This window comes from Curtobacterium sp. NPDC087082 (assembly GCF_044745045.1).
Taxonomy (GTDB): domain Bacteria; phylum Actinomycetota; class Actinomycetes; order Actinomycetales; family Microbacteriaceae; genus Curtobacterium.
Genome location: NZ_JBIUZN010000003.1, coordinates 87289 through 100039 on the forward strand (window position 1 = coordinate 87289; position 12751 = coordinate 100039).

Genomic DNA, 12751 nt, shown 5'->3' on the forward strand with positions numbered 1-12751 from the left:
CAGCGACCGACAGTGCGCCTGCGGCGAACGCCCGATGGCCGTCGGGGCCGCTCGGATACGCTGTGCTCGTGGACATCAAGATCGGCATCACCAACAGCCCGCGCGAGATCGCGTTCGAGACCGCCCAGACCGCCGACGAGATCGAGAAGGCCGTCGCGGCCGCGCTCGACGACAAGGCGACGCACCTCTCGCTGCAGGACGACAAGGGCCGTCGGTTCATCGTCCCCGTCGCGTCCCTCGCCTACGTCGAGGTCGGCGCGGAGGAGTCCCGTCGCATCGGTTTCGTCGCCTGACGTGGAGCTGCTCTTCGCGGTCCTCGGCGGGCTGATCCTCGGGGCCGTCGCGCACGTGGTCCTGCCGTGGCGCTCGAGCCGTGGTTCCCTGCTCGGCCCCGCGGTCGGCGGCATCGTCGCCGCGGTGCTGTGGGAAGCCCTGACCTGGGCCGGCTGGCAGTACGACGCGACCTGGATCTGGGTCGTCGCCCTGGTCGGTGCCGGTGTGGTCGCCCTCGTCGCGGAGTGGGTCCTCGGCAAGCGCCGTACGGCTGCCGACGCGGCGTACTACGAGCGCGTCAAGGCCTCCGGCGCCTGACCCGGGGGCCGTCAGGCCGTCAGGCCGAGCGCGTCCATGCGCCGCGTGTGCGCAGCGATGAGCTCGGTCCAGACCGGCTCGAGCCGTTCCTGGTCCTCACGCGCGTGCGACGCGAGCGCCGACCGGGCCACGAGCAACGTGTCCCCGACGAGCCGCCGCCCCCACATCGCCAGTCGCGACCCGACCTGCGGGTCCTCGGCGATGCGTTCGGTGAGCTCCTCGACGACGGCGGCTTCCTCACGCGCGTCGAACACGGTCTTCAGGCGCTGCCGGACCTCGGCCGGGAGCGACCGGAGCAGCGAGCCGAACAGGTCGTTGAGGATCCCCGCGGTGACGTAGCCCGTGAGCATCGACTCGTACCAGTCCGCGCCGCTCGTGCGCTCGAGGAACAGGTCGATCGCCTCGCGGTGGGGGGCCATCAGCGCAGCCGGGTCACCGCCGGTCCGTTCGATCTCGGCGACGATGGCGCGGTGCCGCTCGAGCGCCGTCGTCGCGAGCACACCCGTGACGAGCCGGCCGGACAGGGTCGGCGCACCGGCCCCGGCGCGGCCCATCGTCTCGTAGAGCGAGAGTTCGAGGTACGCCGCCTGGCCCAGGTAGACGTCCAGCTCGGGGCTGACGTCGTCGAGCTGCAGACGTTCCACGGGCGAGGCGTTCCGCGGGTTCCGCGACGCGAGCCACGCGGACGCGAGCTCCGCCGCGCGCTTCCGGTTCCACCACGACACCACGGCTCCAGCATAGGGGCCTGGAGAACCGAGCCCGACCCGCCGGTAGACTGGTCGGGACTTCCACCAGAACTAAGGTGATTCTTTGACTTTCGCAGACCTCTCCATCGAGCAGGACATCGTCGACGCGCTCGCGACGAAGGGCATCCTCGAGCCCTTCCCGATCCAGCAGCAGACGATCCCGCTCGCCCTCACCGGCCAGGACATCATCGGCCAGGCCAAGACGGGTACGGGCAAGACCTTCGGCTTCGGCCTCCCCCTCATCCAGCGCCTCGGAGCCGACCCGGCGCCCGGCGTCAAGGCCCTCGTCGTCGTGCCGACCCGCGAACTCGCGGTCCAGGTGACCGAGGACCTCGAGCTCGCCACCTCGAACCGCCCGACGACCATCGCGGCGATCTACGGCGGCAAGGCGTACGAGGGGCAGATCGAGCAGCTCAAGGCCGGCGCCCAGATCGTCGTCGGCACCCCCGGGCGCCTGATCGACCTGCAGCGCCAGCGCCTGCTCGACCTGTCGCACGTGCAGGAGGTCGTCCTCGACGAGGCCGACCGCATGCTCGACCTCGGGTTCCTGTCGGACATCGAGCGCATCTTCCAGGCCATCCCCGAGGTGCGGCACACGATGCTGTTCTCGGCGACGATGCCCGCGCCGATCGTGGCGCTCGCCCGCCGCTTCATGAGCCGCCCGGTGCACATCCGCGCGACCGACCCCGACGAGGGTCTGATGCAGGCGAACATCAAGCACCTCATCTACCGCGCGCACTCGCTCGACAAGGACGAGGTCATCGCCCGCATCCTGCAGGCCGAGGGGCGCGGCAAGACCGTGATCTTCACCCGCACGAAGCGCGCGGCCGCGAAGCTCGTCGAGGAGCTCAAGGACCGCGGGTTCAACGCCGCAGCGGTGCACGGCGACCTCAACCAGGAGCAGCGCGAGCGTGCCATGGCCGCCTTCAAGGCCGGCAAGCGCGACGTGCTGATCGCCACCGACGTCGCGGCCCGCGGCATCGACGTGGACGACGTCACGCACGTGATCAACCACACCATCCCGGACGACCCGGACACCTACCTGCACCGTGCCGGGCGCACCGGCCGTGCGGGCAAGACCGGCATCGCGGTCACGTTCGTCGACTGGGACGACCTGCACAAGTGGACGCTGATCGACAAGGCGCTCGAGTTCGGCATCCCCGAGCCCGTCGAGACCTACTCGTCGTCGCCGCACCTGTTCGAGGAACTCGACATCCCGGCCGGCACCAAGGGCCGTCTGCCCGGCGCTTCGGCGCACGCGGCATCGGCCGGTGGCCCCGCCGAGAAGCAGTCGGGCGACCGTCCGCGCAGCGGCTCGCGTCCGCCCCGCACCCGGACGCGGTCCGGCTCGGGTTCGGCATCCGGTTCCGGCAACGGCTCGGGAGGCGCGGCACGGTCCGCCTCGCAGCCTGCGGACGCCGAGTCCCCGGCCCAGTCCGGTGGTGCCGAGGGCGCACCGGCCGACGGTTCGACCGACGGCGCCGCGAAGCGTCGTCGTCGGCGTCGCCGCCGCGGGAGCGGCAGCGGCTCGTCCGAGGCGACCGCCTCGGCGCCGCAGGGGTCGTCGGACGGCGAGTAGCGCCTCCAGGCCGTCACACCGAAGGGTCCGTCGCCGACGCGACGGGCCCTTCGTCGTCCCCACCCGCCGGAGCGGCCGCGCTGGTCAGGCCAGGCGGGAGCCCGCGCCGACGACGGGCGCGCTGCCGGTCGCCTCGGAGCGGATGGCGTCGAACGCCGCCGACGCCGTGCGGTGCTCGCCCAGCCGGTTCGGCTTGCCCGTGCCGTGGTAGTCGCTCGACCCGGTCACGAACAGGCCGTACCGCGTGGCCCAGTCGAGCAGGGTGCGCTTGCCGTGCGCGAGGTTCTCGCGGTGGTCGACCTCGAGCCCGCCGAGCCCGGCATCGACCAGTTCGCGGAGCATCGGCTCGTCGATCACGATCCCCCGCGACGACGCGGCGGGATGGGCGATGACGGGGACGCCGCCGGCCTGTCGGATGAGCTCGACGCCCCGGAGCGGGGACGGCGCCTCGTGCGGCTCGTAGTACCCGGAGGCCGGGTGCAGGATCCCCCGGAACGCCGCGCTGCGGTCGGCCTCGAGCCCGCGAGCGACGAGGGCGTCGGCGATGTGCGGGCGGCCGATCGTGGCCCCGTCGCGGGACTGCGCGAGCACGTCGTCCCAGGTGATCGGGTGATCGCGGCCGATGCGGTCGACCATCCGGCGGGCCCGCGCGAGGCGTCCGTCGCGGATCCGTTCGGTCTCGGCGACGAGCGCCGGGTCGGCGGGGTCGACCAGGTAGCCGAGGACGTGCACGCTGCGGTAGCCGACGCGGGTGCTCAGTTCGAGACCCGGGAGGAGCGTGACCGGCAGGTCGCGGACGGTCGCCGTGGCCTCGTCCCACCCCGCGGTCGTGTCGTGGTCCGTCAGCGCGACGGCGTCCAGTCCGGCGGCTGCTGCCGCCCGGACGAGGTCCGCGGGTCGCTCGGTGCCGTCGGAGACGCTCGAGTGCGCGTGCAGGTCGATGAACGGATCGGGCACGTCGACAATGCTATCCACAGGTGAGCGGGCGCACAGGCCGCGGAGCGACGGGCGGTGCGATGATGGGTGCATGTCCGACACCACGCCCCGCGCGACGAGCAACCGTTCCACCACCCCCGGATCCTCGACGTTCAAGGACTACATCGGCTCGCAGTGGGCCGATCGTGACCGTCCGCTGCCCGAGCCCCGCGAGCAGGCCGCCTTCGCTGCCGAACGCCGCGCGAAGCTCTCCGAGCTGCACCCGGGCCGGACGATCGTCGTACCGGCCGGCCAGGCCAAGGTGCGGTCGAACGACTGTGACTACCCGTTCCGCCCGCACTCCGCGTTCGCGCACCTGACCGGCTGGGGCACCGACACCGTCGTCGGCTCCGTGCTCGTCATGACACCGAACGGCTCCGGGCACGACGCCACGCTGTACTTCCGCGCGACCGCCGGCCGCGACTCCGAGGAGTTCTACGCCAACCCCGAGATCGGGGAGTTCTGGGTCGGCCCGCGCCCCTCGCTGGACGAGGTCGCGGCGGACCTCGGTCTCGCGACGGCCGACCTCGGCGCGTTCGACGCCGTGCGCGCCGGACTCGACGCCTCGGCCCTCGTCGTGCGCGACGCCGACACCGACCTCACCCGTGGGCTCGACGACCGGATCGGCAGCGCCGTCGGTGGCGCGCCCGAGGCCGACGGCGTGCCCGCGACGGACGACGCCCTCGCCCGTGACCTCTCCGAGCTGCGCCTCGTGAAGGACGCGTACGAGGTCAACGAGCTCCGCAAGGCCGTGAACGCGACCAAGGCCGGGTTCGACGATGTCATCGCCGACTTCGACGCGGTCCTGGCGCACCCCCGCGGCGAGCGCATCGTCGAGGGCACGTTCAACCGCCGGGCCCGTGCCGACGGCAACACCGTGGGCTACGACACGATCGCCGCCTCGGGCCACCACGCCTGCATCCTGCACTGGACCCGCAACGACGGCGCCGTCGAGCCGGGCGACCTGATCCTCATCGACGCCGGGGTCGAGGTCGACTCGTTCTACACGGCCGACATCACCCGCACGCTCCCGGTCAGCGGCACCTTCACCGACGTGCAGCGCCTCGTGTACGAAGCCGTGCTCGAAGCGGCGGACGCGGCCTTCGCCATCGTGAAGCCCGGCATCACATTCCGTCAGGTGCACGCCACCGCGATGGAGGTCATCGCCCGCAAGACCGCCGAATGGGGCTTCCTGCCCGGCAGCGCCGAGGAATCGCTCCAGCAGGACAACCAGTTCCACCGTCGCTACATGGTGCACGGCACGAGCCACCACCTCGGCCTCGACGTGCACGACTGCGCGAAGGCCCGGCGTGAGATGTACATCGACGGCACCGTGCAGGCCGGCATGGTGTTCACGATCGAGCCCGGCCTGTACTTCCAGCAGGACGACCTCACCGTGCCCGAGGAGTTCCGCGGCATCGGCGTCCGCATCGAGGACGACATCCTCGTGACCGAGGACGGCGCCGAGAACCTGTCCGTCGGCATCCCCCGGACCCCCTCGGAAGTGGAGGGGTGGATCGCCCGCTCCGGCCGCTAGCCTGAGCGGGTGACGACACCGGAGGTCTCCCCCAGCCCCAGCGAGAGCGCGTTCTCGATCGACGTCGAGCACTTCGACTCCCCCGACGCCCAGCGGCTCCGCGCCGCCCAGCGCCTGGAGATCGACCGTGCGTACGGCGGCGACACCGAACCCGGCGACAAGCCGACGGCGGACTCCATCGCGGTGTTCTTCCTCGCGCGGGACGACGACGGAACGCCGCTCGGCTGCGGCGGGCTGCGGGTCGTGCAGGACGGCATCACCGAGATCAAGCGGATGTACGTCCGGCCGGAGTCCCGGGGTGCCGGTGTCGCGGCGGCGCTGCTGCGTCGGTTGGAGGACGCTGCGCTCGACCTCGGTTCGCCGGCGCTCGTGCTGGAGACCGGGAACGAGCAGAAGCGTGCGATCGGGTTCTACGAGCGCGAGGGGTTCACGCGCATCGCGAACTTCGGGCCGTACGTCGGGGTGCCGACCTCGATCTGCTACTCGAAGGTCCTCTAGCCCGGGCCCCGAGCGGGCGAAGTACGTCCCGCTCGCAGCACCTCGGCGGCCGTTCCCGCCCGCTCGACGACCTGCGCGCGGCGTGTCCCGCCCGCTCGACGATCCGCGGGCGCCGGGACGGACGCCGCCGAGGTCGCGGAAACGGCCGCTCCCCGCGACGGGGAGCGGCCGTTCGTGCGACCTCGGCGGACGTGAGCGGCGCGTCGTGCGACCTCGGCCTCGCCCCCGACCCTGACCGCGCCCCCGGCCCCGGCCCCGAGCTCGGCGGCCGCCAGCGCCTCAGCGCGACTCGTCGTCCTTCGGGGGCGCGGACTCCGCGGACTCGGCGGAGCTCGGCGCCGGCGGCGTCGCCCCGGTCACCCGCTCCCCGTAGCGCGGCGGCTCCTCCGCACGCGGCTGCTGTGCGGACGCGGGCGCTGCCGGCGCGGGAGCGGTCGCCGGGGTCTCCCCGTAGCGCGGCCCCTCGTTCGTGCCGTAGCGCGGCGTCCCCGTCTGCGCGCCGGAGGGCGGCGTGCCGGGCTGCTGCGCGCCTCCTGGCTGGTGGTGCGGTGTGGCGTGCCCACCGTACGGCGATCCCTGCTGACCGGCGCCCCACCCGCCGCCGGACCCGGCCGACTGCCCGCCGGACCCGGGAGCACCGGAGCCCGAACCGGGACCCGGACGCCACGGCTGCTGCGGCGGCTGCCCCTGGAACCCGGCCCCCGGGCCGCTCTGCGGTCCCGGGGCACCCGGCGTACCGGGGTTCCAGTGCGTGGTGGGGGCGAGGCCGGCCTCACCGAGGATGCGACGTGCCTGACCCACGAGCTGCGGCTCGACGACGATCTGGTAGTTCGTCGCGAGGACCTGGTGCACGCTCGTGAAGTCCCGCTGCCGCTTCGTGATCGCGAACGAGACGATGCCGTAGAGCATGCCGAACGCCGCACCGATGATGGCGGCGGCGAGGATGAGGCCACCGGCACTCGGCGAGAAGAGCGTCAGCACGATGCCGAAGAAGATGCCGAGCCAGAGGCCGGACAGCGCGCCGGCGATCGCCGCACGGCCGTACGTCATCTTGCCGGTGACGCGCTCGACGGTCTTGAGGTCGTTGCCGACGATCGAGAGCTGGTTGACCGGGAAGTCGGCCTCGGCGAGCTTCGCCACCACGCGCTGGGCGTCGGGGTAGCTGTCGTAGGTGCCGAGGACGTCGCCCTTGGGCAGCGTCGGGAAGGCCTGGGCGGTCCGGCCGCCGAACGGGCTCTGATTGCTCACACAGCCATCATTCACCGCACACCTTGCAATCGCACGTGCACTCTCAGGGAAGCCGCCGACCGCCACGGCGGATCCGGCCAGACGCACCGACTACGCTGGGTCGGGTGAGCGCCACGAAGGTCTTCGTCGCCCGCCTCGCCGGGTGCTCCGTCTTCGACCCCGCGGGAGACCGCGTCGGCCGCGTCCGAGACGTCCTGGTGGTGTACCGCCGGGCCGATCCGCCGCACGTCGTCGGTCTGATCGTCGAGGTCCCCGGCAAGCGCCGGATCTTCGTGAGCATCGGCCGCATCACCTCGATCGGTGCCGGGCAGGTCATCACGACCGGCCTCGTGAACATGCGCCGCTTCGAGCAGCGCGGTGGCGAGGTCCGGGTGATCGCGGAGATGCTCGGTCGCAAGGTCCTCATCAAGAAGGAGCGCATCCGCGCCACCATCGAGGACGTCGCGATCGAGGACCGCGGGCAGGGCGACTGGGAGGTGTCGCAGCTCTTCCTCCGCAAGCCGAAGACCACACCGTCCCCGTTCGGCAAGGGCCCGACGACGTTCGCGACCTGGAACGAGGTCACCGAGGACGAGCTCCCCGGCGAGGCCCAGTCAGCCGAACACGTGATCGCCGCCTACTCCGACCTGCTGCCGGCCGACCTGGCGTCGACGCTGCTCGACCTGCCGGAGGAGCGGCGGTTCGAGGTCGCCGAGGAGCTCCCCGACGACCGGCTCGCCGACGTGCTCGAGGAGATGCCCGACCAGCAGCGGATCGAGATCCTCACCCGGCTCGTCGACTCCCGTGCGGCCGACGTGCTCGACCACATGCAGCCGGACGACGCGGCCGACGTCCTCGCGCAGTTCTCCGACGAGCGCAGCGAGGCCCTCCTCCAGCTCATGGAGCCGGAAGAGGCGCAGGACGTCCGCATGCTCCTCGAGTACGAACCAGACACCGCCGGTGGCCTCATGACGACCGAACCGGTGATCGTCTCCGCCGACGCCACCGTCGCCGAGGGGCTCGCACTCGTCCGCCGCCACGAACTCGCGCCGGTGCTCGGCGCCGCCGTCTGCGTGACGCTGCCGCCGTACGAGCCGCCGACCGGCCGGTTCCTCGGCCTCGTGCACTTCCAGCGGATGCTCCGCTACCCGCCGAACGAACGACTCGGCACGCTCATCGACCAGCAGACCGACCCGGTCCGCGTCGACGCGAGCGCGGCCGAGGTCACGCGCATCATGGCGACCTACAACCTGCTGTCCGTCCCCGTGGTCGACGATGCCCACCGTCTCGTCGGGGTGGTGACGATCGACGATGTCCTCGACCACGTCCTGCCGGACGACTGGCGAAGTCAGGGCGAGGGGGAACCCTCACCGCTTCCGCGCCAACGCCCACGCAGGACGCCCGTGACGACGGGAAGGAGGACCACCCGTGGCCCGAACGGATGACAACCCCCGCGATCGCGAGCGGACCGATGCTCGACTCGACTCCCCCAAGGGCATGCGCACCCGCGTCCTGCCGACCCGGCGCCGAGGTCGCGGTGACGCCTTCGGTCGCGCGACCGAGGGCATCGCGCGTGCGATGGGAACGCCCTGGTTCCTCGTCGGCCTGACCCTGTTCTGCGTCGTCTGGATGGGCTACAACACGCTCGCCCCGAAGCCCTGGCAGTTCGACTCCGCGGCGATCGGCTTCACGGCCCTGACGCTCGTGCTGTCCCTGCAGGCGTCGTACGCGGCACCGCTCATCCTGCTCGCCCAGAACCGGCAGGACGACCGCGACCGCGTGCAGTTCGAGCAGGACCGGCAGCGCGCCGAGCGGAACCTCGCCGACACGGAGTACCTCGCCCGCGAGGTCGTGGCGCTCCGCCTGGCGATGCGGGACATGGCGTCGAAGGACTTCATCCGCGCCGAGATCCGCTCGCTGCTCGAGGAACTCGACCGGCGCGACGCCGAGGACGCCGGCTTCGCCGACGAGTCCGGCACGACGGCCCGTGGCTGACGGCGGCCGGTCGGACGAGCAGCTGGGCAGCGCGGTCCTCGCCGCGCTCGGCCGCGTGATCGACCCCGAGATCCGCCGGCCCGTCACGGAGCTCGACATGATCCGTGGTGTCGACGTGCAGCCAGGAGGCGCGGTGCGCGTCGATCTGCAGCTCACGATCGTCGGGTGCCCGGCCGCCGACACCATCGAGCGCGACGTGCGTGCGGCCGCGAGTTCCGTGGACGGCGTCTCGAGCGTGGCGGTCGACGTGTCCGTGATGGCCCCGGCGACGCGTGCCGCGCTCACCGAACGCCTCCGCGCGGGGAGGCCCCGGGGCGTGCAGTTCACCCCGGACTCGCTCACCCGGGTGATCGCGGTGACGAGCGGCAAGGGCGGCGTCGGCAAGTCGACGGTCACCGTGAACCTCGCCGCCGCCCTCGCTGCCCGCGGGCAGCGCGTGGGCATCGTGGACGTCGACGTGCACGGCTTCAGCGTCCCCGGGCTGATGGGGCTCACCGACGCCGCGGGCGTGGCCCCTCGCCCGACCCGGGTCGACAGCATGATCCTGCCGCCGGTCGCGCACGACGTGAAGGTCGTCTCGATCGGCATGTTCGTGGACGACGTCTCGACCGCGGTGTCCTGGCGCGGTCCGATGCTGCACCGCACCGTCTCGCAGTTCCTCACCGACGTGTACTTCGGCGACCTCGACGTGCTCCTGCTCGACCTGCCGCCCGGCACCGGTGACGTGGCGATCTCGGTCGGCCAGCTGCTCCCCCACGCCGAGGTCCTGGTCGTGACCACGCCCCAGGCGGCCGCTGCCGACGTGGCCGAACGGAGCGGGATCGTCGCCCGTCAGACCGGGCAGCGGGTGATCGGCGTCGTCGAGAACATGGCGGGCCTCGTGCAGCCCGACGGGTCCGTGCTGCACCTCTTCGGCGAGGGCGGTGGCGCCGAGACCGCCCGCCGGCTCTCCCGCGACCAGGACACCGCCGTCCCGGTGCTCGGCAGCGTGCCGCTGTCCGTGCCGCTCCGCGAGGGCGGCGACGCCGGCGTCCCGGTGGTGCTCGGCGATCCCGAGGACCCGGCGGCGGTGGCGCTGGCGGCGATCGCGGACCGCATCGGCACGATGGGACGGGGGCTGTCCGGCCGGAAGCTCGGGCTGTCGCTGTCGTAGGGTCGGGTGCATGAGCACTGATCACGTCAGCGTCGACTGGGAGCAGGCCCGCGACACCAACCGCGCGAACTGGGACGACCGGGTGCCCATCCACGAGGGCGCCTACGAGATCGACGCCCTGACCGACCCGGACCACCGCTCGACCGTCGTCCGCGACGACCTGCCTGCACTGCGACCGTGGCTGCCGAACGGCTCCCTCGCCGGCCTCGACCTCTGCCACCTGCAGTGCCACATCGGCACGGACACGGTCTCGCTCGCGCGCGAGGGCGCCCGCGTCACCGGCGTCGACTTCTCCCCCGCGGCGCTCGCCTCGGCCGCCGGGCTGTCGGCGCGCCTCGGCCTCGACGTGACCTGGGTCGAGACGGACGTCCTCGACGCCCGGGCCGCGGTGGTGGGCGACTTCGACGTCGTCTACACGAGCATCGGGACGATCTGCTGGCTCGACGACCTCGACCGCTGGGCCGCCCAGGTCGCGGCACTCCTGCGACCGGGCGGTGTGTTCTTCATCCGCGACGGCCACCCCGCGCTGTACGCGCTCGACGAGGACGCCGACGGGCTCGTCACCCGCTACCGGTACTTCGCGGACGGCTCCGCCCAGCAGTGGGACGACGCCGGCACCTACGCGGGCGACGGCACGGTGTCGAACACCCGCACCTACGAGTGGCCGCACCCGCTGTCGGAGATCGTGAACGCCCTGCTCGGCGCCGGGCTCCGGCTGCGCAGACTCGACGAGGGTCGGACGCTGCCGTGGCGGTTCAGCCCGCGCATGGTCGACACCGGGGACGGCTCGTGGGAGTGGCCCGGCGAGGACCGCGACCGCCTCCCCACGACCTTCACGATCGTCGCGTCGAAGGACTGATCCGCCAGCCGATCGACGCTGCCTGTACGTCCTTTCATGGACAGGTCGTTCCACCGCGGAGCAATATGCAGGGGTATTCCACAATGCTCCTGCGGAATCGGGTCCGCAGGGGCTCCACCCGTGTCCGGCAACGCCGCCGGACCGAGGACAGGAGAACCGTGTGAACAGCAGGACCAGACTCAGGATCGGACTCGTCGCGGCCCTCGCGGCTGCGCTGGCGGGCGGGTCCGTCGCAGCAGCACCGGCCATGGCGGCCACACCGGCGTGCGCCACCGCGTGGAGCGCGGGCACCGCGTACAGCGGCGGCGCGACGGTGAGCGAGAGCGGGACGAACTACACCGCGAACTGGTGGACGCAGGGCGACGACCCCGCGACCCACTCCGGCGCGAGCGGCAGCGGCCAGCCCTGGACGTCCACGGGAGCCTGCGCCGGCACCGGCGGCGGTACGACCAACCCGGGCGGCGGCACCACCACCCCGGGCACCGGCGGCAGCGGCGGGACGGCGAAGGGCCTGGTCTTCAGCCCCTACAAGGACGTCACCGTGAACCTCGACTGGAACACGAACGTGATGAACACCGCCGTCACCGGCACGCGCATCCCGGTCGTCGGGTCGAGCAACAGCCTGGTGTCCACCCGGGAGCCGGGCCTCAAGGCGATCACCCTCGCCTTCGCCACCGGCACCTGCGGCAGCGAGAACTGGGGCGGTGTCGCCGCGGACGCGTTCGCGAGCGCCAACATCCCGAAGCTCGACGCCGCGGGCGTGAACTACATCGTGAGCACCGGCGGTGCGGCGGGCTCGTTCAAGTGTTCGGGCACCGCGCTGCAGAGCTTCATCGCCCGGTACGCCACCCCGCACATGATCGGCGTCGACTTCGACATCGAGAGCGGGCAGTCCGCCGCCGACGTGCAGAACCTCGTCAACGCCGCAGCGCTCGCGCAGTCGAAGTACCCGGGGATGCGGTTCTCGTTCACCCTCGCGACCCTGGCCGCCAGCGACGGGAGCTTCGGCGGCCTCAACAGCACCGGTGACGCCACGGTCAAGGCCATCAAGGCATCGAGCCTGACGAACTACACCGTCAACCTCATGACGATGGACTTCGGCCGCGCGACGACCGCGAACTGCGTCCTGTCCGGATCGACCTGCGAGATGGGCAAGTCCTCGATCCAGGCCGTCACGAACCTCGAGCACACGTACGGCATCGCACCGTCGAAGATCGAGGTCACCCCGATGATCGGCGTGAACGACGCCTCCGACGAGGTCTTCACCCTCGCCGACGTGGACACGCTGTCCGCCTACGCGAAGGCGAACGGGCTCGCCGGCGTCCACTACTGGTCGCTCGACCGTGACACCCCGTGCTCCTCGACGACGGCGATGTCCACCTGCAGCTCCGTCCCGAGCGCGCCGGCCCTCGCGTGGACGGACCGCTTCCTGGCCGACCTGCAGTAGTCGCCACCGTGAACGGACTGGAGGCGGGGGGGGCGCGGGGCCCCCCCCCCCCCCCCCGGGGGGGGGGGGGCCCCCCCCCCCGGCCGGCGTGGGGGGGGCCGGGGGGTAGTTTGGCGGGGGGGGGCCCCCCCCCCCCCCAGGCGG

At 72.4% G+C, this 12751-nt stretch carries 13 protein-coding genes; 10 read left to right on the plus strand and 3 right to left on the minus strand.

The window, feature by feature from the left end:
- Positions 1-68 precede the first annotated feature (68 nt).
- Both ACIPEP_RS09425 and ACIPEP_RS09430 read left to right on the plus strand, forming a co-directional pair.
- On the plus strand, positions 69-293 hold the full coding sequence (locus ACIPEP_RS09425; RefSeq protein WP_070419176.1) for a DUF3107 domain-containing protein: 225 nt from the start codon (positions 69-71) through the stop codon (positions 291-293).
- A gap of 1 nt (position 294) precedes the next feature.
- Complete coding sequence (locus tag ACIPEP_RS09430; protein ID WP_070416685.1) at positions 295-591, plus strand: hypothetical protein; 297 nt, start codon at positions 295-297, stop codon at positions 589-591.
- Positions 592-602: 11 nt separating this feature from the next.
- Here ACIPEP_RS09430 and ACIPEP_RS09435 read toward each other — a convergent pair whose 3' ends face one another.
- The gene (locus ACIPEP_RS09435) at positions 603-1319 is read right to left on the minus strand and encodes a ferritin-like fold-containing protein (RefSeq protein ID WP_070416686.1); all 717 of its coding nucleotides are present in this window, start codon (positions 1317-1319) and stop codon (positions 603-605) included.
- 82 nt (positions 1320-1401) lie between these two features.
- Between ACIPEP_RS09435 and ACIPEP_RS09440 the strand changes: the two genes are divergently transcribed.
- The gene (locus tag ACIPEP_RS09440) at positions 1402-2916 is read left to right on the plus strand and encodes a DEAD/DEAH box helicase (protein WP_071294990.1); all 1515 of its coding nucleotides are present in this window, start codon (positions 1402-1404) and stop codon (positions 2914-2916) included.
- Between the two features lie 84 nt (positions 2917-3000).
- On the opposite strand, the gene ACIPEP_RS09445 is transcribed toward ACIPEP_RS09440, so the two are convergent.
- On the minus strand, positions 3001-3873 hold the full coding sequence (locus tag ACIPEP_RS09445; protein WP_402717109.1) for a PHP domain-containing protein: 873 nt from the start codon (positions 3871-3873) through the stop codon (positions 3001-3003).
- A gap of 70 nt (positions 3874-3943) precedes the next feature.
- On the opposite strand from ACIPEP_RS09445, the gene ACIPEP_RS09450 reads away from it, so the two are divergent.
- Together ACIPEP_RS09450 and ACIPEP_RS09455 are read left to right on the plus strand one after the other, a co-directional pair.
- A complete protein-coding gene (locus tag ACIPEP_RS09450) occupies positions 3944-5428 on the plus strand; it encodes an aminopeptidase P family protein (protein ID WP_071302018.1) in 1485 nt (494 codons plus the stop codon).
- Between the two features lie 9 nt (positions 5429-5437).
- Positions 5438-5926, plus strand: a complete 489-nt coding sequence (locus ACIPEP_RS09455; protein ID WP_092384196.1) for a GNAT family N-acetyltransferase — start codon at positions 5438-5440, stop codon at positions 5924-5926.
- A 279-nt stretch (positions 5927-6205) separates the two neighbouring features.
- Here ACIPEP_RS09455 and ACIPEP_RS09460 read toward each other — a convergent pair whose 3' ends face one another.
- The gene (locus ACIPEP_RS09460; RefSeq protein WP_229085194.1) at positions 6206-7174 is read right to left on the minus strand and encodes a general stress protein; all 969 of its coding nucleotides are present in this window, start codon (positions 7172-7174) and stop codon (positions 6206-6208) included.
- A gap of 104 nt (positions 7175-7278) precedes the next feature.
- On the opposite strand from ACIPEP_RS09460, the gene ACIPEP_RS09465 reads away from it, so the two are divergent.
- The 5 genes from ACIPEP_RS09465 (at position 7279) to ACIPEP_RS09485 (ending at position 12607) form a co-directional block, all read left to right on the plus strand.
- Complete coding sequence (locus ACIPEP_RS09465) at positions 7279-8598, plus strand: magnesium transporter MgtE N-terminal domain-containing protein (RefSeq protein ID WP_070416690.1); 1320 nt, start codon at positions 7279-7281, stop codon at positions 8596-8598.
- A 52-nt stretch (positions 8599-8650) separates the two neighbouring features.
- Positions 8651-9148, plus strand: a complete 498-nt coding sequence (locus ACIPEP_RS09470; protein WP_070416691.1) for a DUF1003 domain-containing protein — start codon at positions 8651-8653, stop codon at positions 9146-9148.
- Positions 9141-10301 (plus strand): Mrp/NBP35 family ATP-binding protein, encoded by a 1161-nt coding sequence (locus tag ACIPEP_RS09475; RefSeq protein ID WP_402717110.1) that lies wholly within the window; start codon positions 9141-9143, stop codon positions 10299-10301. Before ACIPEP_RS09470 ends, ACIPEP_RS09475 begins: the two co-directional genes overlap by 8 nt.
- 10 nt (positions 10302-10311) lie before the next feature.
- Entirely contained in the window at positions 10312-11160 is an 849-nt protein-coding gene (locus tag ACIPEP_RS09480) for a class I SAM-dependent methyltransferase (protein WP_402717111.1), read from the plus strand.
- 160 nt (positions 11161-11320) lie between these two features.
- On the plus strand, positions 11321-12607 hold the full coding sequence (locus ACIPEP_RS09485; protein ID WP_402717112.1) for a carbohydrate-binding protein: 1287 nt from the start codon (positions 11321-11323) through the stop codon (positions 12605-12607).
- Positions 12608-12751 lie beyond the last annotated feature (144 nt).